General features: G+C 34.6%; 21 protein-coding genes. 6 read left to right on the forward strand and 15 right to left on the reverse strand.

What is annotated here, in order from left to right; genetic code table 11:
* Positions 1-75 precede the first annotated feature (75 nt).
* Together LNP22_RS12945 and LNP22_RS12950 are read right to left on the reverse strand one after the other, a co-directional pair.
* Positions 76-2,997, reverse strand: coding sequence for a PQQ-dependent sugar dehydrogenase (locus tag LNP22_RS12945; protein WP_229973821.1), 2,922 nt, complete (start codon positions 2,995-2,997; stop codon positions 76-78).
* Positions 2,998-3,123: 126 nt separating this feature from the next.
* Positions 3,124-4,404, reverse strand: a complete 1,281-nt coding sequence (locus LNP22_RS12950) for an acetyl-CoA C-acetyltransferase (protein WP_229973822.1) — start codon at positions 4,402-4,404, stop codon at positions 3,124-3,126.
* A gap of 240 nt (positions 4,405-4,644) precedes the next feature.
* Between LNP22_RS12950 and LNP22_RS12955 the strand changes: the two genes are divergently transcribed.
* A complete protein-coding gene (locus LNP22_RS12955; protein ID WP_229973823.1) occupies positions 4,645-6,606 on the forward strand; it encodes a metallophosphoesterase family protein in 1,962 nt (653 codons plus the stop codon).
* Between the two features lie 459 nt (positions 6,607-7,065).
* Here the strand turns inward: LNP22_RS12955 and LNP22_RS12960 are convergent, their stop codons facing one another.
* From LNP22_RS12960 to LNP22_RS12970, 3 genes are all read right to left on the reverse strand, one after another.
* Positions 7,066-7,983, reverse strand: coding sequence for a helix-turn-helix domain-containing protein (locus LNP22_RS12960; protein ID WP_229973824.1), 918 nt, complete (start codon positions 7,981-7,983; stop codon positions 7,066-7,068).
* A gap of 13 nt (positions 7,984-7,996) precedes the next feature.
* Positions 7,997-8,863: an SDR family oxidoreductase gene (locus LNP22_RS12965; RefSeq protein ID WP_229973825.1), complete on the reverse strand. Its 867-nt coding sequence runs from the start codon at positions 8,861-8,863 to the stop codon at positions 7,997-7,999.
* A gap of 299 nt (positions 8,864-9,162) precedes the next feature.
* A complete protein-coding gene (locus tag LNP22_RS12970) occupies positions 9,163-9,792 on the reverse strand; it encodes a nitroreductase family protein (protein ID WP_229973826.1) in 630 nt (209 codons plus the stop codon).
* A gap of 267 nt (positions 9,793-10,059) precedes the next feature.
* Between LNP22_RS12970 and LNP22_RS12975 the strand changes: the two genes are divergently transcribed.
* The 4 genes from LNP22_RS12975 to LNP22_RS12990 all read left to right on the forward strand — a co-directional run bounded on the left by LNP22_RS12975 (position 10,060) and on the right by LNP22_RS12990 (position 14,011).
* Positions 10,060-11,112: a DUF1852 domain-containing protein gene (locus LNP22_RS12975; protein WP_229973827.1), complete on the forward strand. Its 1,053-nt coding sequence runs from the start codon at positions 10,060-10,062 to the stop codon at positions 11,110-11,112.
* 30 nt (positions 11,113-11,142) lie between these two features.
* Entirely contained in the window at positions 11,143-12,174 is a 1,032-nt protein-coding gene (locus tag LNP22_RS12980; protein WP_229973828.1) for a methionine synthase, read from the forward strand.
* 167 nt (positions 12,175-12,341) lie between these two features.
* On the forward strand, positions 12,342-13,334 hold the full coding sequence (locus tag LNP22_RS12985) for a bile acid:sodium symporter family protein (RefSeq protein WP_229973829.1): 993 nt from the start codon (positions 12,342-12,344) through the stop codon (positions 13,332-13,334).
* Positions 13,335-13,558: 224 nt separating this feature from the next.
* Complete coding sequence (locus LNP22_RS12990) at positions 13,559-14,011, forward strand: Lrp/AsnC family transcriptional regulator (RefSeq protein WP_229973830.1); 453 nt, start codon at positions 13,559-13,561, stop codon at positions 14,009-14,011.
* Between the two features lie 200 nt (positions 14,012-14,211).
* On the opposite strand, the gene LNP22_RS12995 is transcribed toward LNP22_RS12990, so the two are convergent.
* The 5 genes from LNP22_RS12995 to LNP22_RS13015 form a co-directional block, all read right to left on the reverse strand.
* Positions 14,212-14,913, reverse strand: coding sequence for a M23 family metallopeptidase (locus LNP22_RS12995; RefSeq protein WP_229973831.1), 702 nt, complete (start codon positions 14,911-14,913; stop codon positions 14,212-14,214).
* 2 nt (positions 14,914-14,915) lie between these two features.
* Positions 14,916-15,644 (reverse strand): hypothetical protein, encoded by a 729-nt coding sequence (locus LNP22_RS13000; protein WP_229973832.1) that lies wholly within the window; start codon positions 15,642-15,644, stop codon positions 14,916-14,918.
* 94 nt (positions 15,645-15,738) lie between these two features.
* On the reverse strand, positions 15,739-15,978 hold the full coding sequence (locus LNP22_RS13005) for a helix-turn-helix domain-containing protein (RefSeq protein WP_319616482.1): 240 nt from the start codon (positions 15,976-15,978) through the stop codon (positions 15,739-15,741).
* A gap of 6 nt (positions 15,979-15,984) precedes the next feature.
* On the reverse strand, positions 15,985-16,884 hold the full coding sequence (locus LNP22_RS13010) for an AraC family transcriptional regulator (RefSeq protein WP_229973834.1): 900 nt from the start codon (positions 16,882-16,884) through the stop codon (positions 15,985-15,987).
* A gap of 603 nt (positions 16,885-17,487) precedes the next feature.
* Positions 17,488-18,462 (reverse strand): alpha/beta fold hydrolase, encoded by a 975-nt coding sequence (locus LNP22_RS13015; protein ID WP_229973835.1) that lies wholly within the window; start codon positions 18,460-18,462, stop codon positions 17,488-17,490.
* 89 nt (positions 18,463-18,551) lie between these two features.
* On the opposite strand from LNP22_RS13015, the gene LNP22_RS13020 reads away from it, so the two are divergent.
* Positions 18,552-19,412, forward strand: a complete 861-nt coding sequence (locus tag LNP22_RS13020; RefSeq protein WP_229973836.1) for a LysR family transcriptional regulator — start codon at positions 18,552-18,554, stop codon at positions 19,410-19,412.
* A 207-nt stretch (positions 19,413-19,619) separates the two neighbouring features.
* Here the strand turns inward: LNP22_RS13020 and LNP22_RS13025 are convergent, their stop codons facing one another.
* From LNP22_RS13025 to LNP22_RS13045, 5 genes are all read right to left on the reverse strand, one after another.
* Entirely contained in the window at positions 19,620-20,435 is an 816-nt protein-coding gene (locus LNP22_RS13025; RefSeq protein WP_229973837.1) for an SDR family NAD(P)-dependent oxidoreductase, read from the reverse strand.
* 77 nt (positions 20,436-20,512) lie between these two features.
* The gene (locus LNP22_RS13030) at positions 20,513-21,100 is read right to left on the reverse strand and encodes a TetR/AcrR family transcriptional regulator (RefSeq protein ID WP_229973838.1); all 588 of its coding nucleotides are present in this window, start codon (positions 21,098-21,100) and stop codon (positions 20,513-20,515) included.
* 791 nt (positions 21,101-21,891) lie between these two features.
* Positions 21,892-22,803: a helix-turn-helix domain-containing protein gene (locus tag LNP22_RS13035; RefSeq protein WP_229973839.1), complete on the reverse strand. Its 912-nt coding sequence runs from the start codon at positions 22,801-22,803 to the stop codon at positions 21,892-21,894.
* A 26-nt stretch (positions 22,804-22,829) separates the two neighbouring features.
* Positions 22,830-23,732: an NmrA family NAD(P)-binding protein gene (locus LNP22_RS13040; RefSeq protein ID WP_229973840.1), complete on the reverse strand. Its 903-nt coding sequence runs from the start codon at positions 23,730-23,732 to the stop codon at positions 22,830-22,832.
* A 99-nt stretch (positions 23,733-23,831) separates the two neighbouring features.
* Entirely contained in the window at positions 23,832-24,221 is a 390-nt protein-coding gene (locus LNP22_RS13045) for a RidA family protein (RefSeq protein WP_229976383.1), read from the reverse strand.
* Between the last annotated feature and the right edge of the window lie 119 nt (positions 24,222-24,340).

Raw genomic sequence — 24,340 nt, forward strand, 5'->3', positions numbered from 1 at the left:
ACTTTGGTATCTAAATTTAAAAAAACCTCTAAAATACTGAAACTTTAGAGGTTTTGCTTTTATAAAAATTGAAAGTTATTGTTTTATAATTGGCAGGGCTTTATTACTTTCCTTCGTTTTTACGAAATAGATTCCGGAAGCCTGATCGGCAATATTAATTATATTTCCGGAACCTTGCTTTATTTTAATTCCCAAAGGAGAATAAACCGTCCATTCAAGTTCTTTTGAAAGATAGAACGTTCCTCTTGAAGGATTTGGAAACACTTTCACCGCGTTTGATGCTTCAGATGGAATTTCAACACCAAGAGTGCAATTATGTACCATATAAGAAATGTCTTTTGTACTGCTACCGTTTGCATTGGTAACGGTTAGCGAAACTTCCTTGTCTCCTTCGATACCATATAAAATAGAGTGTGGTCCAACTCCAGTTGCTGTAGCAGGTTGCGCGCCATCACCAAAGTTCCACAAATAAGTATCTACGGTTCCTAATGAAACGGATGTAAAAGTAACCGGTGTATTGATGCATCCCATCTGTGTATTTACTTCAAAATCAGCAATTGGAGCCGTATTACTTCCTGAAAGTGTAAATTCCATTTTATTGACGTTAATATCTGCTTCATCAAAAAATAAAGTGATAACATGAACACCTTCAGTCAAAGCAATATTTGTAATCTCTGTATTTTGCCATGCTTGAAAACCTCCGGTATTTTGAACGTTTACAGTTCCGGTTACATCGATGCCATCTACTTCAAGATGTACTTTTCGGGTATTATAAGGAGTAGAAATTCTTAAATTTATAGTATAATTTCCTGTTGTATTAACTTTTGCAGTGTATTTAAGCCATTCATTTCTGGCAACATAAGAGATATTAAAACCACCTTCATTACAAGCTTCTGTTCCAACGCCATCAACAGCTCTGTAAGCAGTATCGCCTCCGCCATTACTATCAAAATAAGCAGCCGGACCTATATCATAATTCTCTGCTTCGATGATGCCCGGAATTTGGGCAATTGTTCCCTGATAAGGCGCAGATTGAAGTGTAGTGGCTGTATAGAATGCAGTATAGGTTATTGTACCCGTAACTGGTGCTTGAAACGTTTGATTGACAGCACCACCCTGACTCCAATGGTCAAAATCATATCTGATATTGCTTACATATTGCGGCGTAGGTGCATTAAGTGTTTGCAGCGTTGCATTGGCTACGACTTGTTTTGTTGCAGGCGCCACGACAGGTTTTTGGTTGAATTCTAAATTGAGTAAAGCGGGTGAACTTGTAGTGGTAACATCAACCAGATTTGGTCTGATATCTACAAATTTTGTAGCCGTTAATCCGTTACTGTCTGTTACTTTTATCGTAAATCGATACCAAACGTTAGGTGTTTTTTCACCTTGATTAGAAGCGATAAAATTTCCTGATTTTACACCTTGCGGACTTGCACCTGGATGCGAATGTCCAGCTCCGGGAACATCTTCGTGAAAAAGATCCATACTCCATGAAAAAGCACTTGCAGGCAATGTCCCGTCTTCAGTATCGGTCCCCGTAGCTTCAAAATGAATAATATCGTCTGCATTCCATTTTAAGGTTGATAAAGGAGAAACTAAATTTACAGTTGGGTCATTGCTAAAAGGAGTTATTGTAAGTGTCGCCGGATTACTTGTTACAGCCCCTGCTGTGTTAGTAACGACAACACGATAAGTTCCCGCGTCTGCTGTGGTCACATTCTGAATAGTGTAACTTGCGTCTGTTGCTCCGTTTATATTTACATTATTAAATTGCCATTGATACGTTTGTCCGACACCACTAGCTGTTACATTAAAAGTAACCGGATAGGTTTCCATTATACTTTGTGACAGAGGGTGATTTACAATTGTAGGAGCTGCAGTTTCAATATAATCGAGTTTGATAAGTGCTCCATTGTTTCCGTAAGCACAATAATAGATATAACCATCATTTCCTAACATCATTCCAAGTGCTTGTTGATGTGGTGCGGTGTAAAATTCGGTTGAAACCGGATCAGTAATTGTCGGATCAAAAGATCTAATAGCATTACGAACGAAATCTTTGATAATAAATTTTCCCTGCAGATTAGGGTATCGGGGTGTGGTCGGATTATACAGTAATCCATTGGTCAGAGCATTTCCGATACTTCCCGTAGCATAAGTGAAGATGGGGTTGGTAAACAAATTAGTTTCGGTTTGATTTCCATCTCCTCCTTGTGGATGTCCCCAGCCATAATTGCGAATGGTCGGATTACTGATTTCGTTTATTTCTTCCCATGAAGTTCCAACATCCAAAACAAATAATTTATTTGCCGTTATATTAGGAACCAGTCTCCAAGGATTTCTAAAACCATACACCCAGATGCTTTGTCTTTGTATAGAACCACTTCCGTAGAATGGATTTCCGGGAGCTGGCAGACCGTCTTCTGTAATTCGGAGTATTTTTCCTTTATAAGTATCCAGATCCTGAGAATTGGTATTTTGCTGGCTATCGCCAACGGTCACATACAGCAAACCATTAAAGAATTTTAAATCGCCACCATTGTGAAAACCTCCACCTATGGGTTCTAATAATAAAATTTCCTGCCTGCTGACAACCTGATTGGCATTGTCAATTTGTACTCTTTCTATCCGATGTCGGATTACGGCTCCGTCATTGATGGCATAAAATACATATATAAAACCGTTTGTTGCAAAATTTGGGTGCAATGTAAGTCCGAGTAAACCTTGCTCGTCATCTGTAACGGTTGTGACTGTAAAAACGGTCGAAACGGCACTGTTTTGAAAAACTTTTACGATACCGGCTCTTTCTGCTATAAAAATTCGACCGTCTGAGGATTGTTCTAGTGACAGACCTTCTCTAATAACAGCTGTAGGAGCCAGATTCTCTGTGATATATTGGCAATTGACCTGCCCGGATATCATTAAAAAATAAGCAAACATAACAAAGCTAAACAGCTTCCTTATGTCGGTTTTTGGAAGTAGATTTTTTTTCATAATTATTTAGAAAATTAAAATTTGGGAAATCAAATCTAATCTTTTTCTTCCTAATTGTTATAATAAAAAAACTAATTTGTATGGTTTTCTTCCTAATTTAAATATTTGTTTAAGAGTTGTTTACAGCTATTTCTCCACGATCATAGTGATTCCCTGACCTCCCGCGGCACAAATAGAAATAAATCCTCTTCCTGAACCTTTTTGGTTTAATAATTTAGCCATTACACCAATAATTCTTCCGCCAGTTGCCGCAAAGGGATGCGCTGCTGCGAGACTGCTTCCTTTTACATTCAATTTGTTTCTGTTAATGGCGCCCAGAGGTTTCGGCAGGCCTATTTGTGCGCTAAGTTCCGGACTTTCCCATATTTTTAAGGTAGCCAAAACCTGCGCTGCAAAATCTTCATGAATTTCATAATAATCAAAATCCTGCAAGTTGAGTCCTGCTTTTTCAAGCATTCTGCTGGCGGCAAATAGAGGCGCCAATAAAAGATTTTGCTGATTTTTTACATATTCAATTGCTGCAACTTCGGCAAAAGTTATATATGCCAAGATAGGTAGGTCATGTGTTTTTGCCCATTCTTCGCTTGCCAAAAGTACGCATGAAGCACCATCTGTAAGTGGTGTAGAATTTCCTGCGGTTAATGTTCCGTTTTTTTTATCGAAGGCAGGATTTAATTTGGCCAATTTTTCAATACTGCTGTCTTTTCTCAGGTTATTGTCTTTATCCAAGCCTTGAAATGGCGTAATCATATCATCAAAAAAACCTTCATCGTATGCCTTTGCCATATTCAAATGACTTTTTAGTGCCAGATTATCCTGGTCTTCTCGGGATATTTTATAATGTTTTGCCGTAATTTCGGTATGGCCGCCCATCGAAAGTCCGGTTTGCGATTCTTCATTCCGCGGAACTAATGGTGTTAAATCTTTCAAACGGAGCTTTAAAAAACATTTAATTTTTTCTCCTAATGATTTTGCTTTTCGGGCATTCAACAATGTTTTTCTTAAATTTTCGCTTACCGAAATCGGCATATCACTAATAGAATCAACGCCGCCGGCAATACCGCAATCAATCTGTCCGAGAGCAATTTTATTGGCAATATAAATAGCACTTTCTATACCCGTATCGCAAGCCTGTTGCAAATCGCAGGCAGGAGTTGCGGGATCAAGAGCCGTTTGCATCACACATTCCCTCATTAGATTACTGTCTGCGGTATGTTTGATTACGGCACCACCAACAACCTCACCCAATAATTTTCCTTCCAAATTGTATTTTTTAATCAGTCCGTCAAGTGCTGCAGTCATCATTTGCTGGTTGCTTACTTCGGCATACGCTGAATTTGCTCTTGCAAAAGGAATTCTGTTATAGCCAACAATGGCAACTTTTCTAACGGTATTTTGAGTATTCATAGCTTTCGGAATTATGTTTCAAATAGATAAAAAATAATGATAAAGATAAGCACAGTTATTTGTAAAAAGAATAATCGAGCAGAAGAAACCGATTATTTTACAAATTCAAGCATAAAAATTATCATTAAGTAACATTGGCATAAACGAGTTTTAGGCTTTTATCCATAAAATTGCAGATTGTTTTTTATCAATAGTATAAAAGACATTTCATGATTTCTCCATTTGAAAACAGCATAACCTATGATTTTTAGAACTATTTCTCAACACAAAATATATTTTTTGCACTTATCGATTGTTTTTTTTATTTTTTTGAATTGTAAAGCGACTGCGCAGCAACAAAAAAGGCTTGAAGGCACTCAAATTGCTTTTTTATCAGATGTGCATTTACAGGATTTATACGGAAAATTTTCAGATAACAATTACCGTGGAATTTTAAATCCAAAAACAGGCAAATACACTTTGTTAAGATCAATGGCGTCTCAATTGCATTCGACACGAATTTTTAATGAAAATTATTTTGCTTTTATTGCGGCTTTGGAAGATATCGCTAAGCGAAAGATCAAATATGTAGCACTTCCTGGTGATTACACAGATGATGGACAACCGATTCACGTGCGTGGCTTAGCTGAAATTTTAAATCAATATCGAAAAAAATACAACATCGAATTTTTTATCACTACAGGCAATCACGATCCTGTTGGGCCTTTTGCTCAAGAATCAGGAAAGGAAGATTTCTTAGGGGAAGAAGGTAAAAATCAGCCGATTTACAGCAAAGAAGGCATGTATACGTCAAATTTGAAGATCGAACAGCCTGTTGTCGTTACCGCAGATATTGCTAAAATGGGTTATTTAGGAATTACGGAAGGCTTAAAAAACTTCGGATTTCATCCAAACAAAAAATATAAATTTTGGGCAACGCCTTTTTCTACGTACACTTCTCAAAATTATAGTTTTGAAAAAGCTTCTCAAGCCGCATTGCTACAGAATCGAGTGTACCATGTTGCGGCAGGTTTTGAAGTTCCTGATGTAAGTTATGTGGTAGAGCCGATAGAGGGAATTTGGCTAATGGCGATTGATGGCAATGTTTATATTCCGAAGAAAAATGCGACCGCCGATACTAAAGACTCTCAAAATTATTCGGAGGCAAGTACGGGCTATAATAATGTTTTATCCAATAAAAAACATCTTATAAAATGGGTCGAAGACATTTCGGCGCAAGCCAAACAACAGGGCAAAATACTTATCGCTTTTAGTCATTTTCCGATGATTGATTTTAATGATGACGCTTCTGCGGCAATAAAAGAATTATTAGGTCCCAATAAATGGCAGCTCAATCGTGTTCCTACCGAAGAAGTAGCGCAGGTTTTTGCTGATGCAGGTCTTAAAATTCATTTTGGAGGTCACATGCACATCAATGATACGGGAGTTCGCACTACCGCAAAAGGCAATACATTGGTCAATATCCAAACGCCGTCGTTGGCGGCTTACATTCCGGCTTATAAATTATTGACTATTAAAAAAGAGAATTTGGTCGATATACAAACCATAACTATTGATGATGTGCCGAAATATGACGAACTTTTTGATTTATACCAAACTGAACATCATTTTTTAGAAAGTCTGAACACCCAAGATATTTGGAACATCGATATTCTGAAAACCAAAAACTATCATGATTTTACCGATTTTCATCTAAAAGAATTGGTTCGTTTGCGTTTCCTGAAAGATGACTGGCCAAATGGTTTTAAAGATTTTATTCTAAATACTTCAGGCGAAGATTTGTTGCTTTTGGCCAATATCAAATCGGAGAAAGATTATGATGAATTGCTAAAGAATAAAGCTTTTTACAAAAATGAATGGACGGAATCCCAACTTGAAGTAGAAAAAACTTTAACCGAAAATAATCTGAAGAAAGAAGACCTAAATTGGACAGGTTACGATTTTTTAGTTGATTTCTACCGTTTTAGAAGTGCAGATGAACTGGCTTTGGCAGATGTTGGAGAAAAAAGAGCAAAACAATACAAGCTGTTATCGCAAGTATTTTTCGAAAATTATAAAGAAAAAAATCTTTCGAAAGAGAAACCTCTGCAAAACCAAATGCGTCTTTTTCTGCTCATTTTTAATAAGTTTATGAAAGAAGTTCCAGCAGATCATTTCAGCGTTGATATGAATTCTGGAGTTGTTAAGAGTCTGGTTGAATAGTTTTTTTTGTTTCAGGTTTCAGGTTTTTGGATGCTTATGATAGCACCAAGATTTCGCAAATCAAATAGTTTTGTTTTCCTGAGGAACGAGTGATCTTCGCAAGAACCTAACATAAAGTATTTTTTTTGATTGTCGAATTACTAACGGGAATCCCTCGTTCCTCGGGAGGACAGACTATCAAAAAACAGGGTTCAGTTATACATAAAATTAACCGTAAAGACCGCAAAGATTTTTATCTTAGTTCGCTTAATAAAAAGAATTCATTTCCATAAGAACTAAAATTAAGCAAATAACTTAAAATATATTGTCGTGACAGTGAAACAACGATTATAGAGCAGGACTAATCTAAAAGATGTCTTTATAAAATCATGGTTACAGTTTTAGAGCTTGTAGAAGGCGGAAAAATGCAAGCATAAATGCATCGCTTTTGCAAAAAACGTATTAATGAGTCCTTTGTTGTCAGTTGAATGAGTTTCTAAATTGTATTGGTGTTAAATTTGTTTTTGTCTTAAACATTTTACTAAAAGATTGTGGATGTTCAAAACCCATTTCATAGGCAATTTCATTGACTGATAAGTCTGTCGTCGATAGTTTTTCTTTTGCCAAATCAATCAACTTGTCTTGTATGAATTGTTGGGTACTTCTGCCTGTCAATGTTTTTAGTAGTCTGCTTAAATAATTAGGTGATATGTTTAACTCTGCAGAAATATACTGAACTGTAGGCAAACCTTTCTCAGGTAAATTATTTTGGTTGAAATAAACGGTGAGCAAATTTTCTAGTTTGTCAAGTATTGTGTGATTTGTTATTTTTCGTGTAATAAATTGCCTTTGATAAAAACGTTCCGAGTAGGTAAGCAATAATTCCAATTGAGCTATAATCACATCTTGGCTGAATTTGTCAATGGCTGAATTATATTCTTGATTGATGTTTTGGATAATAGCTGTAAGAATTGCTTCTTCTTTTTCAGAAAGATGTAAGGCTTCGTTTAAGTCATAGCCGAAAAAATCATATTGCTTTATTTTTTTTGCCAAAGGGGTATTCCATAAAAAATCGGGGTGAAAGATGAGCAGCCAGCCCGAATGTTCTATGCTTTGACTTTCATCTATTACAATGCTAATGATTTGATTTGGTGCAATGAAAGCAAGAATTCCTTCGGTAAAATCATAGGACTGCTGTCCGTATTTCATTTTTGCATTGAAAGTTTTTTTTACTGCAATAGAGTAAAAACCATTCAAAATACTTTTAGGCCGTTCGACGCTTCTTTTTGGTTTGATATCTTCGAATTTCACGACACTTACTAAAGGATGCTTCGGTTGGGGCAGATCCATGAAGCTATGATATTCTCCGATACTTTTTATTTGATGTGGTAATGCCATTTGAAGTTAGCTTTTAAAATCCAAATAATATTTTCAACCCGTCTTTTAAACCTGTTGGTTTTCTGCCTAACTGAATTTCAAGTTCGTCAAAAATATTTGCTTCCTGGTTATGTTTAATGTCTGTAACGAAATCTACGATTTTTTGAATTACTGACTCTGGTAAATTTCTTTGTTTCATCATGGTTTCAAACATAGCCGTTTCTATATTTGTATATTTTACATCCTTCCCCGATATCTGTGAAAGTGCAGTTGCAATATCGTAAAAAGAATATGTTTTATCGCCTGTAAAATTGTAAATTTTATTGTCATTTTTTTCTTTTAAAAGTACGTTTGCCATTCCTTCTCCCATTTCACTTCGTAATGCAAAGGATACTTTACCGTCTCCTGCTGGTAGAAATATTCCTTTTTCTAAGGATATCTTGCCTCCAATAAATTGCGGAATTGCGTCCATATACAAAATGTTCCTAAAAATAGTGTATTGCAAACCACTTTCAAAAATATAATCTTCTGTGTCAAAATGTTCAACCATTAACTTGTTAGCCAAAGTATTTCGGTCATTCAAACATCTACTTGTATATGCAATGTGTTCTACACCTTTTTTCCTAGCAGTGTCTATTACATTTTTATGTTCTTGCATTCTGTCGCCTTCGTCGCCTGATGAAATGAGTAAAACGGTATCTACTCCTTCCATCGCATTTTCTAGTGCAATTATATCATCATAACTACCCAAAAAAGCATTAAATCCTCTGGATTGAAATTCTTTTCTTTTTTCTTCTTTTCGAGTTAGAATATAAATTTGATTTGATGATATTTTTTTTAATAGAGTTTCAATTACAGTGCTTCCCAGATGTCCTGTTGCTCCTGTTACTAATATTTTCATTCTTTGTATTATAAGATTTTGCAAAATTGCAATGCAAAAGTCCGCAACATACTTATATTAAATGAAGCCAAATCTCTCTTTATTGTAACCAAACATGACTTTCTCAAAGAGAAACTCTTTACATTTCTTTGTGCCCTTTTAAGTATGAACTCCAAAATGCAATGTGCCATGATTCTGTCACAAAACTTATGCAGGATAAAAACTGTATTATTTGCCTTAGTCCTTTATAGCAGAGAAGATATCAAGTCCACAAGGTTGAACGTATACTTTTCCCATAATAATTGACATATCTAATAGCATTAATAAACTTTCGTGATCATTTCATCGATAGGCAAACGAACTTTTTTCATAGTTGCCATGTAGTCTTTTTCCAAATCACGATATCCCAAAGCAAGGATAACTGCGGAATGCAGTCCTTTCTCTTTCAAACCCAAAACCTCATCGATAATAGAAGCATTAAATCCTTCAATAGGAGTGGCATCCACTTTCAATTCTGCCGCAGCAATAAGTGCTGTTCCTAGTGCAATATAAGCCTGTTTTGCCGCCCAAAGTGCTTTTTGCTCTGCGTTAATAGCGCTGAAATAGGAATACAGTCCATTTCTAAATCCTGATAAGGCACCAGCATCAAGACCTCTTTGCTTTTCTGTCATTGCCATGTAATCGTCAATGTAAGTCGAAGATATGTCAGTGAAAGCAGCAAAAACCAATAAATGAGAGCAAGAGCTAATCTGTCCATTATACGAATCGGCACTTAATTTTTTTTGGATTTCTGGGTTGCTCACAACAAAAATACGGTAAGATTGCAGACCACAGGAAGATGCTGAAAGATTTATAGCCTCTAAGATCTGATCGACCTTCTCTTCTGTTACTTTAATGTTATTGTAAGCTTTTGTGGCGTAGCGCCATTTTAAAATTTCTATCAAATTCATTACTATGTCTATCTTAAATTTTAGCAAAGATAAATTATATTGTTCTCTTTTTGGAGTTTTTGAAGCGCACTAGGAAACTCCAAAGCAATCATCTTAGTTCACTAAAGAATATTTATCTGTTTTTCTTCATTATTATATTTGTTTAAGGATTAATAATCTTTAAAAACATATTTATAAAGAATAATTATCTGATTTTAAGTATAAATAAAAATATTTAATCTTTTATTTTCAAATTTGCAGGGTAAAAAAACTAAATATTGTCATCAGATGAAAGCGAACATACAAGAAGATAGGGGAATAAACGAAAAGCAGGATATTGAAAACACCGAGAATACAATCCAGAATGATTTTGTATTTACACTAAAGAGCACTTGTTTAGATGAAAACTATCACCCCTCAAGTGAAACGCGTGTGACAACCAATTTTGCAAACTTGGCTAGAGGAGCTAATCGCCGACAAAACTTACGTAATGCCTTATATATGATTAATAATCGATTCAATGCATTGGCTCATTTGGATAACCCAAAAGCAGATCGTTACCTTGTAGAACTTGAAATCATCACAGTAACGATGAGTATTGATGATAAGAATGGTAGTAACAATCTGCCGTTGATTGAAGTTTTAAAAACGAATATTTTTGACCACAAGACTAACCAACGTATCGAAGGTATTGCCGGAAATAATTTTTCTTCTTATGTTCGTGATTATGATTTCAGTATTTTATTGATCGAGCACAATAAAAATAAATCTAATTTTTGTATTCCTGAGAATTTTGGTGATTTGCACGGCAAACTTTATAAGTGCTTTGTGAGTTCAGCCACTTATAAAGAGCATTTTAAGATGTCACCGATCATTTGTCTAAGTGTATCGAGCAACAAAACTTATACTCGCACTGAGTATCAGCATCCGGTTCTGGGTTTTGAGTATCTGCAGGATCACTATTCTATTACTGATGAATATTTCTCTAAGATGGGTTTAAAAGTTCGTTTTTTCATGCCTCCGAATAGTGTGGCACCGATGGCTTTTTATCATTCTGGAGATCTACTTACTGATTATACGGATCTTGGACTAATCAGCTCAATCAGCACGATGGAGACTTTCCAGAAGATTTATCGCCCTGAAATTTATAATGCAAATTCTGTGGCTGGGAAAATCTATCAACCTACTCTTAAACACGAAGATTATTCACTGACTCGAGTGGTTTATGATCGCGAAGAGCGCAGCCGACTGGCTGTTGAACAGGGTAAATATGCAGAAGAGCATTTCATTAAACCTTATAAAAGTCTCATGGAACAATGGTCTGCTAATTTTACCCTTTAATTGATTACAACGCATTAAAATTATACTATTATGAAGAAATTATTATTACCGACCTCTATTGTTGGAAGTTTACCCAAACCTGCCTGGCTTGCACCACCCGAAAAACTTTGGTCACCATGGAAATTAGATGGCGATCAGCTACTTGAAGGGAAACAAGATGCTTTACGCATTTCTCTGCAGGAACAACAATTGGCAGATCTAGATATCATTTGTGACGGTGAGCAGACACGCCAGCATTTTGTAACGACTTTTATCGAACATTTAAGCGGTGTAGATTTTGAAAATCGTAAAACAGTAAAAATCCGTAACCGTTATGACGCGAGTGTTCCAGTGGTTGTAGGTGAGGTTGCACGTCAAAAAGCAGTTTTTGTTGAAGATGCTAAATTTTTACGTAAACAGACTAATAAGCCTATAAAATGGGCTTTGCCAGGCCCGCTGACAATGGTAGATACCTTGTACGACGACCATTATAAAAGCCGTGAAAAATTGGCGTGGGAATTTGCGAAAGCACTCAATGAAGAAGCAAGAGAACTTCAAGACGCAGGGGTAGATATTATCCAGTTTGATGAACCTGCCTTTAATGTGTTCTTTGATGAAGTAAACGATTGGGGAATGGCAGCATTAGAAAGAGCCATTGAAGGTTTACATTGTCAAACTGCCGTTCATATTTGCTACGGTTATGGAATACAGGCAAATACTGATTGGAAAAAGACATTAGGCTCAGAGTGGCGACAATACGAAGAAATTTTTCCTAAAATTCAAAAATCTAAAATTGATGTGGTGTCTTTAGAATGTCACAACTCCAATGTGCCTTTAAATTTAATGGAACTTGTTCGCGGTAAAAAAGTAATGGTAGGTGCCATTGATGTGGCAACCAACACTATCGAAACACCAGAAGAAGTAGCTGATACCCTGCGTAAAGCTCTTGAGTTTGTAGATGCCGAAAATCTTTATCCTTCTACAAACTGCGGTATGGCCCCGCTATCTCGAAACGTAGCTAGAGGTAAGTTAAGTGCTTTGAGTGCAGGAGCAGAAATTATACGTAAAGAACTTGGGATTTAGTTCTCAATGTATTAATTTGGATATGGTTTCCTTGTTTGAAGCCTGCTGTCCGTAGAATTTAACAGAGCGACTCTGCGGACAGACTAATGTATCTAGAGAATCTGCGTTTATCTGCGTAAGATATTTTCGTAATCTTGACTCTACGGAGGAATAATATTTAAAACACATTGAAAAAATTATTAGAAGTATTAAAAAAAGCAGGTTTCGACGGTTTCCTGTTAATGATAGCCACCATGATTCTGATGGCTTATTTTTTGCCAAAGCCGGGCATGGTCAAAGAACCTGTTTCGCTGGAGGAGATTGCCAATGCTGGTGTTTCCTTGATTTTCTTGTTTTATGGTATGCGACTGAGTGTTGAGAAACTAAAAGCCGGACTTTCCAACTGGAAAATGCACATTGTCGTCCAGTTGACAACCTTTTTATTTTTTCCGCTCATAGTTTTGGCATTTCGCCCGTTGTTTATCAATAACGGCTTCGAGCTGTTTTGGCTGGGTGTATTTTTTCTGGCAGCATTACCGTCCACAGTTTCCTCTTCGGTGGTCATGGTTTCTATCGCCAAGGGAAACATTCCCGCAGCCATTTTCAATGCAAGCATTTCCAGTTTGATCGGAGTAGTGGTTACGCCGCTCTGGGTTGGGCTATTTATAGCTTCTGCAACAGGTGATTTTGATGTTACTCATATCGTCATAAAGTTGATTCTTCAAGTCTTGCTGCCTGTCATCATTGGCATAAGCCTCAATTCCCGTTTCGGCGCCATTGCCGAAAAATACAAGAAACAGCTCAAATATTTCGATCAGGCAGTTATTTTAACGATTATTTACACGTCATTTTGCAAGTCATTTTCCGAACATCTTTTTGAAGGCTTCACCGCCCTTGAACTTGCTGGACTCGCTGCAGGGATGATGGCGTTGTTTTTTGCCGTATTCTTTTGTGTCGGACTACTCAGCCGCCTGCTTGGTTTTTCAGATGAAGACCGTATTACTGTCTTATTCTGCGGGTCTAAAAAGTCATTGGTTCACGGCACCGTTATGTCAAAAGTACTTTTTCAGCACAGTACCATCACCGGCATCGTATTGCTGCCGCTCATGCTTTATCATGCCTTGCAATTGATTGCCGCTAGTATCATCGCTCAGGGTATGGCTCGACGAAAAGAAGTATAATTTTATTTGACGTGGCCCTTTATCTTTTTTCGATAAAGGGCACCAAGGATAACGCTCCCTGCTATAAAATAATGCCTTTTAGATTTTTATACTGTGAAGATAAACGCTGCAGTATGTTATGTTTTTAATTCATATAAAATAAGATTTTTGTGTTGTTTTTGGTTATATTTGAAGAATTTTATTCTGATTTAAAAATAAATTAAACCTGTTTAAAGTAATATTCTATGGAGCAGATAGATGAAATTGATCTTCAGTTATTAAATATACTTCACGATAATTCTAAATACACTGTAAAAGAGCTTGCTAAAATGGTGAATCTTTCGGCATCGCCTGTTTTTGAGCGGATTAAAAGATTGGAAAACAGCGGATATATTAAAAAATATATTGCCTTGTTGGATGCAGAAAAATTAAATAGAGGTTTCATTGTTTTTTGTAATATCAAACTTAAACAGCACGATCGTAATATCGGGAATCAGTTTGTTAGTGATATTATGAAAATAGAAGAAATTGTGGAATGTTATAATATTTCAGGGGATTACGATTTTTTAATGAAAGTTTCTGCTAAAGACATGAAGCATTATCAGGATTTTGTGTTTAATAAATTGGGATCAGTTGAAAGTATAGGAAGTACCCAAAGTACCTTTGTTATGTCAGAGATAAAAAATATGTATGGATAGTTCCGCGATGGCTTATTTATTTAAAATTCGCTTTAGCTTTTTGTGGTAGAAAATTTATCAAGTCCAGTTAGAATCATGTTCCAGCTTCGAGAAAAAATATAAAGCCTGAGAAATTAAATTTCTCAGGCTTTTTTATGATTCAATACTTTAATTTTTTGTCACTTTGGTTAGTATACCAAAAGATTGAAAATTATCATTTTTTAATTTTTCCTCACTATCTGGGAAGTAATTGGCTCTCCTCTCTCTGTAAAAAAATCGTCGGTATAGTAGTTTTGAAATTGCATAGGGAGACCAACACCAGTTGTAAGAGATGAAGTTGTCTGTAGATGATAATGCAGATGTGGCCCTGTAGAATAACCACTGTTTCCAGCTAGACCAACCTGCTGACCTCTCTCTACCGTATCTCCGACCGCTACTATTATAGAGTTCTTTTTTAAATGAAGCATAAAGGAAAACTCTCCATTCAAATGATCAATAATAATATAATTCCCTAACGATTGCTTGCTGTTTTTAATTCCGGGAACATTATCCTCAATTGCGTTTTCCATCGCTATTATCTTTCCGTCTCCAGGCGCATTCAAACGTTTTCCAAAAGAATAATAATCTTCATTTTTGTTTCCGTCTCCTGTAGTCGCTCTTCTGTTTATTATATGAACAATGTCCAGTGCATATCTCTGGTGCCGGTTAGGCATAAAATGATGATTTAATTCCAGAGATTTCCCTCCTGCGACTATATACCAGTCGTCATCAAAAGGCAATTCTAAAACTGTTTTTGTCTTGTAATTTAAATAGATCTCTTCATCGTATTTTCCTTCATCACCCATAAGCATGTCTGCACAAGAGGTAAATAAAACCATAAAGATAATTGCAAAAAAGCATCCCAAAGATTTGATTTGTTTCATAATTAAAATTTATAGTTAATACCCAGATTTAATTGATGCTGCAGTTCTCTGTATGCACTTGGCACCTGAAGCCTCGCATAATTAAAATTATAGACTGCTTTTACATCAAAATGATTAGAAAGCTTATAGCCATACTCCAATTCCCATAAAACACTTTGATAGTTGTCTATGGTATAAAACTTACCTTCTGCGTTGGTAAGTCTAAGTAACACTACAGGAAGAGTTAATTTTGATGATAAATGTTGTTTTTCACCAGATTGGTATGTAAATCTACTCGTTATTCCAAATTCCTGATGTAGCGTATAATAATCCTCATTATTAAAAGAAGAAGTGTTTGGATTGCTATAAATAGAAATATTGGTCTGTGATTGAAGTCCTCCATATATAACAAATCGATCTTTATCATAAAACTTTTTGAGATAAGAAAAACCCAACCCAACTTTCTCAAAATCAGTATTCAGATTGGAAAGTTTATCGGTTTTTAGTTCAGATGAAAGATAATCCATCTTAATTTCAAATAGATTTTCTTTTTTACTAGTATGTGTGTAATTTAATTGATACACCGAGCTTTCATACTTATACATTGACACTGGCGCAAATTCGAGGTTTTTCAAATAGCCAAAATTATAGCCTGTCGAAAATTCCAGCTGGTTCTTTTTTTCGGTAGTTTGTGCTTGAACCGAGACTGCAGACAAAATCGCAGTCGTAAAAATGAGTCGATTTAATTTCATATAAATTGAAATGATTAAGTTGATTATGATGGCAAACCTAAATGAAATAAAAACCGATAAAGTCCAAATATCTTAAGACTGGAGAAATCCGAACTTATTTATTGGTATTCCGAAAACTGTTTGGTGTCATACCTGTAGATTTTTTGAAGGCATTGTGAAATGTTGTCTTCGAAGTGAATCCAGATTCTAATCCTATTGCCAGTAAGCTGTAGTTTTCATAGTCTGAATCTAGAATCATTTCTTTCACGGCTTCGACCCGATAGTTATTTATATAATTGGCAAAGTTATCTCCCGTAATCATATTAATGAGTTGCGAAACATATCCTGCACTTATTCCTAGCTATTCTGCTACTTTTTCTCTGTTTAGATTGTTATCTTTATAAATTTGATGCTCTTCGCAAAGTATTTCCAGCCTTTTAAAATAAGGGTTTTCTTTTGTAAAGAGATCTAAACCATTTGCATCATTTCCTTTTTTAAGGATTACTTCTTCGATAGATATTTCATCTTCTGACAAAGTTTTTTTATTTAACAGTTCTTCTATTCCTGCTTTATTGTCGGCTAGCCTGTATCTAAACACACCATAATAAGCTGTGCAATGAATTAAAAATGTAGCAAACAATGCCAGAATCTGCATAATATACGAAAGATCATATTCAAAAAGCAAGCCTGTCAGAATAGCCACCATCCAGGAAAGCATTAATACATAAACCAAAAACCATAAAAAAGTGATCCATTTCTTTTCCTGTTTATCTTTTGAAAATTTAATAAATCCGAAGGTATAAACAGCCATAAAGGGCATAAATACCAGAACAAGATAAAAATCAAAACTTCCAATAGTTTCTATAATGCTTTTAAGAAAATGCGGAATTGTAAAAATATGCGCTACAACATCGCAGTCATAAAAAACATTTGTAATGGCTGAATATAGAAACGGTGCATACAACCATCGAATCTTTTTCGAATTTCTGATGGGATGATTCAACTGATGTACAACAAACATAAAAATTAAAACAGGAAAGAGAAATGCCCATTCGACATCGTCAAGAAATCGAAGAAAAGGTATACTGCTGTAAAGATCAATTATTTCAAAGACGAGGTTAGCAATAAGAATGGAAAGCGTAAATATTGCATAAGCCAAATATTTATTGGCTTTGCTTTTGAATAATGGTGATTTTAAGATAATTGCTCCTAAAACTATTCCTTGAAAAACTGCTGTGTTAAAAAATATTGTAAAGATCAATCTATATATTTGTTGTTTAAATATACTGCTGCCATAATGTTTCCAGTACAAAAATATTTTTACTCTATTACCTACATTTTATTTCACGAAACTATACTTAATTTATTTCATTTTATGTTAAAGCAAATACAATTAAAACTAAATAAAAAGACAATTAATAAGATCCAGAATTACAAATTATGAAGCCGCGATTCTTTCATTATTTTAGTTATGGAAAACCATTTTTTTGATTCAGACGAGCAACAATTATGTTCTCTTCATTCTTGGTGTTCGAATCCTGTTAAGTTATCGAATGGTAAATCAACTATTTGTACTGTTTTCCGCGCTTCTCCGATAGAGGAGGGCGACTTTGTAACTGCAACAGGTAACATTTCCTTAAAAAATGTGAATGGAGAATATGATCATTATATTTATTGTGACATTGGGCGATTTAATAATGGCAAAATAGCTGAATTAAAAGCATTCGTCATTGAGAAAAAGTCCTGACTTCAGTAAACCACATGATAAGATGGAGCTTATACTGTAAAAGATTTAAACTTTGTAATTTTATTTAAAAAAATAGCGGTCTTTTACAACCGCTATCTTAAATATATTTTAGCCTAATTAATTAGGAAGTTTGGCAAGAAATAACAATACATCAGTACCGATTTCTTTATAATGAGTTTCTAGGGCAAAATGACCCGTTTTATAAAACTTTACAGCAACATTTGGATTGTCATGTTTGTATGCTTCTGCTCCTGCGGGAAGAAAATAAGGATCCTGACTGCCCCAAACAGCTAACATCATAGGCTTTTTATCTCTAAAATAGGCTTGAAATTTAGGATATAAAGCAACATTGGTTCTGTAATCTTTTAGCAGGTCAAGCTGTATTTCTATGTTTCCCGGGCGATCCAGAAAATGCTGATCCAATGTGTATGTTTCAGGTGCGATAAGAGCAGGATCCGAAGCACCTTCGTGATACTGATACCAGGTTGATTCTTTAGAAACAAAATCCTTAAGTGCGTCTCTGTTAGCCAGCGAAGGATCTTTCCAGTATTTCTGAATAGGATTCCAACCAGTGCTTAATCCTTCTTCATAGGCATTGCCATTTTGTGATATGATACCAGTTATCTTTTCTGGATTAGCAAGAGCAAGTCTGTATCCTGTGGGCGCGCCATAATCGAATACATAAATGGCAAAACGTTTTAAACCAAGCTTATCGATAAATTCCTGCATCGTGTTGGCAAGATTGTCAAAAGTATATTGAAAAGTAAGATGGTCTGGTGCATCTGAAAAGCCAAAACCAGGAAGATCAGGAGCTATTACATGATATTTTTTGCTTAAAATAGGAATAAGATTTCTAAACATATGAGATGATGTAGGGTAACCATGCAATAATAATAGAGTTGGAGCATCTTTAGATCCTGCTTCACGATAGAATATCTTTAGTCCATTGGCTTCAGTGTAATTGTAATGAGTGGCCTGAATTTCAGTGTTCTTTTTCGTAGTTAAAGAGTTTTTAACTTGTGCATTTGCAGCTGTTTGTGGTAGCATAATTAGACTTAGAATTAGAGTTAAGGATTTAATTGTGTTTTTCATATTTTCAATTGTTTAAGACAAAAATACACTCTATATTTGATACGTGAAAACGATTTATAATGATCTAATCAATCACTAAAAGTGATACTATGAATAGTAATGACCTAAAAATATTTGAAGCTGCAGCAACACTCGGAAGTTTTACAAAAGCTGCAGATGCAACCTTTACGGTACAATCAAACGTAACGGCTCGCATAAAAAATCTAGAAGATGAATTTGGAGCTGAACTGTTTAGAAGAGTATCCAGAAAAGTGGTTCTAACTGAAGCAGGCGAAACACTTTTGCAATATGCTAAAAAAATAGGACGATTATTGGAGGATGCAAAAAGTGATATACAGAGTGCAGACAAAATAGGAGGGACCATACGCATAGGGTGTATTGAGACCACTATGGCTCTTAAAGTGCCAGAAATCATCAAAGGTTTTGCAGCACTTTATCCCAATGTAGAGCTTGAATTTTATTCTTCAATGTTATCAGCATTGATAAGTGATGTAATCAGTTATAAACTTGATGCTGCTTTTGTTGCAGCACCCATAAATATTCTGGGCTTACAGCAGCTTATTGTTCGTGATGAACAACTTGTAATAATTGCAGGTGGTGATGTTGATAAGCTTTCGGTAGTATTAAAACAAGAACCTTTAAAAATAGTAGTTTTTGAGCAAGGTTGTTTTTTCAGGGCGCGACTTGAAACCTGGCTCGGTTCAAAAGGAATCCTCCGTTATAAAAGTACCGTACTCAATTCGATAGAAGGCATTATTAATTTTGTGGAGGCAGGTCTTGGTATTAGTATACTTCCTGCAGAAGTGGTAGAGCAATATTACAGTAACAGAAATATAAAAACTTTTCCTGTAACAAAAGAACTTGCCACGATGACCACAGTTTTAATTTACAGAAATGATGAAGCACCTTCAAAGGCTTTAAATGTATTTTTAGATCAGTATCGGAATTAAAGTTTCTGAACCATCAGGTAATGACTTTTATTTTTAGAATTTTAAACCTCATGAAAAAATCAATACTAAAGGTCATATTAATCCAAAATTCATAGAAATAACGGCTTATTTTGATGATTTTAAAAATTAATTTATTGTAAATTAACATGTTATAAAGAATCCCTCTCAGTTTATTTTTGAGAGGGATTTTTTCTTTTTTTAATCTAATTAATTTCCGTGTGCTAGCTCAGAGACTTCTGCCCATTCTTCCCAAACAGCTAATCGTTGCTCATAATGGTGTTTTACAAAAGGGAGAGCCACTTTGCCTAAAAATAAACGCAAAGGTGGATTTGTTGCAGCAATTAACTTCAATAAAGCTTGGGACGTTGCTTCAATAGTACCGAAAGAACCTGTTGTACCACTTTCCGAGAAAGCTTTTTTAATTCCATCATAAGCAGCGATACCTTTCGAATGAGTTTCATTTTTCCAAATATCAGATGCATAACCATTTGGTTCCACTAGAGTAACATGGATTCCAAAGTCTTTAACTTCTGCAGCTAAGGTTTCACTAAAGCCCTCTAATGCAAATTTTGAAGCATTGTATAATCCTAAGAAAGGTAAAGTGATTAATCCCAGAATACTTGAAGTTTGAATAATATGACCGCTTTTTTGCTCTCTCATAATGGGTAACACTGCTTGTGTCATCCATAAAGCACCAAAGAAATTGGTTTGGAATTGATCTCTTGCCTCTTGTTCGTTAGCTTCTTCAATAGCGCCGAATAGGGCATAACCCGCATTGTTAATAAGGACGTCGATTTTTCCAAAATGCTGGTGTGCTTTTTTTACCGCGGAAAATGCTGCATCACGATCATTTACATCTAGTGATAACGGTAAGATAGCATCACCGTATTTTGACACTAAATCGTTTAAAGTTTCGATATTTCTTGCTGCGGCAACTACTTTGTAACCTTCTTGCAAAAAAGCTTCTGTCCAGACTTTACCAAATCCTTTCGAAGCACCTGTAATTAAAATTGTTTTTGACATTTTTTTGTTTAAAATTAATACTTGAATTATTTTGTTTATACAAATGACCGATCGGTCATTTTTTAATTAAAAAAAAACTACAGTGATTGTGCTGTAATCATTTTTTTTAGATTTTTATTTATAATTTTCATTTTAGTGTTGTTACCAGCTACTCTACAAATTAAAACACCTCCTTCAATCATAGCAAACATCATAGTAGCAAAATCTTCAGGTTTCCAATCCAGTTTAAATTCACCATTATCAATTCCTTCTTTAATGATATCTGATAGTAATTTTTGACTTTTTGCAATCAGATTATTTACTTTCATTTTAATAATTTCATTAGTATCATCGGCTTCTGTACCAAAATTAAGCATAGGACATCCGCCAATTACTGTCGGTTTATTAGGATCAATAAAGAAATCCAAGTAATTATAAAGCTTTTCTTTGGCTGTTTTGTATTGACTTAATTTGTTTATCAATTTGTTTGAGAGTTGTTCCATATTATAATCAACAGCACTTGCAGCTAAGAGATCTTTATTTTCGAAGTGTACATACAGAGTGCCTTTTGAAAGTTTTGTGGCTTCCATAATATCACTCATTGCTGTGGCTGCTATTCCTTTCGTGTTAAATAAAGGTGCTGATTTCTCAATGATGAACTGTCTTGTTGATTCTCCTTTTGACATGATGATTGAATTACAAAGCAAATATATGACCGAACGGTCATATAAAAAAATAAAATGACATTTTTTTTTTGCCTAATTCTTTAAAAGTCAAGATTTCCGTGGTTTTTTTACCTATCCGGGAGCTTTTTTAAATGCAGATATTTATTAGGTTTTTGAGGATTCTTTTAGAATGTGATATACATTACGCGATCCAGTTTAAATAGTTTATGAACCGGTTCTGTCGCATCTAAAGCTAAGTTTTATCGCCTTTTTAAATTCTTAAACTCATGAATACTAATGTTCATTGCTATCCGAAGTCTATTATACTGAAGGCAGTATATTTTAAGCTTAGGTTTGCATTAAGCTATCGGGATGTTGAAGAGATCATGAAAATGTGTGGAGTTGATGTTGATCATGCTACTATTCAGCGGTGCTTCATCCTTGATACTTTTCTAATAAGTATAAGGATTTAAACCAATAGCCTTAACAAACTTTATAAAAAGGAAAAACCTTCTTTTTTGTTAAATTTTCCGAGGGAATCACTTCTTTATGCATTTAAAATAGCAACTGGAATTAATTATTTTATTCAGTAGCCGATTTTTATCAGTATTGGATTTTTTATAGCTTTAATCTGTTTATGATTTAGTTTGATCATTAATAATACTACTATTTTCACGTTAATTCCTTATACGGAACCTTTTATTATAAAATGATGATGTTAGGAGGGGTGCAAAGTTCTCTAGAAATTAATTTATTAAAGTAACCAAATCAATGAATTGTTGAGTTAAATCGCGGATTTCAGAATGCTTATTTCAATTAAAACTTGATCTAAACTTTAAAGGACTTAGACCACTTTTACTTTTAAATAATCTACTGAATGATTGTGGATGTTCAAATCCTAACTGATAAGCAATTTCTGAAATAGATAAATTTGTAGTAGATAGTATTTCTTTTGATTTTTCAATTAACTTATTGTGAATATGTTGTTGTGCATTTTGTCCAGTAAGATTTCGTAACATATCACTTAAATAACTTGGAGAAACATTCAGTTGATCAGCAATCAATTGAACTGATGGAATTCCTTGAATTGATGAATCTACATTATTGAAATAATTGTCCAAAATTTCATCCAACTTTATCAATATTGTATTATTTACTGACTTGCGGGTTATAAATTGACGCTTATAAAACCGGTTACAGTAATTCAATAGTAATTCAACTTGAGCAATAATAACATCTTGACTGAAATCATCTATTCTGCTATTTAATTCGTCATCAATACTATTGAAAAGGGATAAAATCGTTTCTTTTTCTTTATCGGATAGGTGCAGTGCTTCATTGGCAGCATACGAGAAAAAACCATACTCTTTAATTTTTTTTGCTAATGGATATGATAAAAGAAAATCGGGATGAATTAACAATAAACTACTGTTGGTATGATGATGACTTGGACTCTCAAATAGTTGATTAGGTGCGGTAAATACGAGACCGCCTTCTCCAAAGTCATAATAGTTTTGTCCGTATTTTGACTTACCGCAAATTCCTGTTTTATAGGAAATCTTGTAAAAATTCATAACCATTGATTTTGGGAAATCATACGGCAACTTTTGAAGTTGTTGAATATCAATAAAACTAATCATCGGATGTAAGGGCTTTTGCAGCCCAAACACCTGATGAAAGTCTGTTAGTGATTCAAATTTATAAAATGATTTATCTCTTTTCATGTTTTGAATTTTCAATTTGAGTATTTTTATTTACTATGTTCTAAGGCAAATTCTTTAACAAAATCAATAAATTTTGTTTTACCAAATGTCGGTATATTGCGATAAAAATCCTCATAAAGTAAACCACTTCGCTGACTTGCTTGCATTTCAACCAATCCCTTTGCAATTTCATTGTTTACACCCTTGGACAACATTGCTTCAAGCATTTCTGCGTCTGAAATTTGAATCCATTTTAAATTTGGATTTCCAATGGCTTCACCTATAATTTTTACTAGTTCATTAGGAGATATTTCATCACTTGCTAAGTAACGAACTTTTCTACCTTCAAAAGGCAATTCCATTTCTTCGGCAATTGCATCTGCGATATCCAATGGTGAAACCCAAGGTTCTTTTTTGTCACCACCATGATTTGAAATGATTGCTCCTTTTTCTTTGATGGATTGCATAGATCTGTACAAATTTGTGTAAAACGAAGTTGGTCGGATAAATTTTATGGCAATATCATTTGGAAGTTGTTTAAGGATGTTTTCTACATCATAATGAGCAGAAATTGCCCCATAACCAGTTGCACTATGTGCACCTACACTACTTAAGTGTACAATTTTTTTTACGCCAGAAGTTAAAACAGCTTTTTTATAATTATTGCCAATAAGATGAAATCCTGCCAAGAAGTCTACTTCTTTGTCAAAAAGATTACCGATACCTTCCCAAGCTTCCATAAGGTAAACGATATCTGCACCTTTGAAAGTTTGGATTAAGAAATCAACATCTTTCATAGAGCCTATTGCCGCTTTTGCACCTAATGCTTCGATGTTTTTTTGTTTATCAGCTTTAGTTGTAATCACTGTTACGTCGTGACCTTTTTGCACTAAGATTGGTGTAAGCACTTTTCCTATATTCCCTAAAGAACCAGTAATTATTATTTTCATAACATTATATTTAATTAATTATGCAAAGATCAAATACAAGCTAAATACATATGTAGCTTAATTACCGTATTTTGTAACTTAAATGAGATTATTTAGAAATTATTTTACAACAGTAGCTTCAACTTCGACTTTCAATGTTTCAAATAGACTTTTAACTTCTAATAGCGTACTTGTTTGTTTTATTCCGTGCTTTTCAATCCAATTTTGAAAAATGTCAAAGCAAGTGAAAAGTTCTTCAGATGAAGTGGTATAAATGTTTAAACGAATTATGTTTTTGCACTCATAGTTAGCATCGACTATTACTTTTTCTAAATTTTGCAAACTTTGAATAAGTTGACTTTTCATATCGCCGTTACTAGATTTACCATCAGCATCAATTGCTGTTTGTCCAGAGACATACAAAGTACCTTTTACATTTTGTACATCAACTGCTTGTACATAACTTCTACTATCCTGCCATTGCCAAGGATTAATGATTCTTTTTTCCATTTTTTTTTCTTTTTTGTTTTGTGAAAAAACGCTGTTAATTGTTAATAATGCGAGGACTAAAATTTTTGCAGTTTGTTTCATAAATTTATTTTTAATTAATGTAACAAAGTTGCAGCAGT

It is taken from the genome of Flavobacterium flavipigmentatum (assembly GCF_020911905.1).
In the GTDB taxonomy this organism is placed as follows: domain Bacteria; phylum Bacteroidota; class Bacteroidia; order Flavobacteriales; family Flavobacteriaceae; genus Flavobacterium; species Flavobacterium flavipigmentatum.

Excerpts from the sequence above, each read along its gene's own strand:
- LNP22_RS12965 (WP_229973825.1), bottom strand. The coding sequence starts at position 8,863 with ATGAAAATATTAGTAACAGGAGCAACAGGACATCTGGGAAGCACTGTA.
- LNP22_RS12955 (WP_229973823.1), top strand. The coding sequence starts at position 4,645 with ATGATTTTTAGAACTATTTCTCAACACAAAATATATTTTTTGCACTTA.
- LNP22_RS12980 (WP_229973828.1), top strand. The coding sequence starts at position 11,143 with ATGAAGAAATTATTATTACCGACCTCTATTGTTGGAAGTTTACCCAAA.
- LNP22_RS13020 (WP_229973836.1), top strand. The coding sequence starts at position 18,552 with ATGAATAGTAATGACCTAAAAATATTTGAAGCTGCAGCAACACTCGGA.
- LNP22_RS12975 (WP_229973827.1), top strand. The coding sequence starts at position 10,060 with ATGAAAGCGAACATACAAGAAGATAGGGGAATAAACGAAAAGCAGGAT.
- LNP22_RS13025 (WP_229973837.1), bottom strand. The coding sequence starts at position 20,435 with ATGTCAAAAACAATTTTAATTACAGGTGCTTCGAAAGGATTTGGTAAA.
- LNP22_RS13015 (WP_229973835.1), bottom strand. The coding sequence starts at position 18,462 with ATGAAAAACACAATTAAATCCTTAACTCTAATTCTAAGTCTAATTATG.
- LNP22_RS13045 (WP_229976383.1), bottom strand. The coding sequence starts at position 24,221 with ATGGAAAAAAGAATCATTAATCCTTGGCAATGGCAGGATAGTAGAAGT.
- LNP22_RS12990 (WP_229973830.1), top strand. The coding sequence starts at position 13,559 with ATGGAGCAGATAGATGAAATTGATCTTCAGTTATTAAATATACTTCAC.
- LNP22_RS13035 (WP_229973839.1), bottom strand. The coding sequence starts at position 22,803 with ATGAAAAGAGATAAATCATTTTATAAATTTGAATCACTAACAGACTTT.
- LNP22_RS13030 (WP_229973838.1), bottom strand. The coding sequence starts at position 21,100 with ATGTCAAAAGGAGAATCAACAAGACAGTTCATCATTGAGAAATCAGCA.
- LNP22_RS12945 (WP_229973821.1), bottom strand. The coding sequence starts at position 2,997 with ATGAAAAAAAATCTACTTCCAAAAACCGACATAAGGAAGCTGTTTAGC.
- LNP22_RS12960 (WP_229973824.1), bottom strand. The coding sequence starts at position 7,983 with ATGGCATTACCACATCAAATAAAAAGTATCGGAGAATATCATAGCTTC.
- LNP22_RS13000 (WP_229973832.1), bottom strand. The coding sequence starts at position 15,644 with ATGAAATTAAATCGACTCATTTTTACGACTGCGATTTTGTCTGCAGTC.
- LNP22_RS12970 (WP_229973826.1), bottom strand. The coding sequence starts at position 9,792 with ATGAATTTGATAGAAATTTTAAAATGGCGCTACGCCACAAAAGCTTAC.
- LNP22_RS12995 (WP_229973831.1), bottom strand. The coding sequence starts at position 14,913 with ATGAAACAAATCAAATCTTTGGGATGCTTTTTTGCAATTATCTTTATG.
- LNP22_RS12950 (WP_229973822.1), bottom strand. The coding sequence starts at position 4,404 with ATGAATACTCAAAATACCGTTAGAAAAGTTGCCATTGTTGGCTATAAC.
- LNP22_RS13040 (WP_229973840.1), bottom strand. The coding sequence starts at position 23,732 with ATGAAAATAATAATTACTGGTTCTTTAGGGAATATAGGAAAAGTGCTT.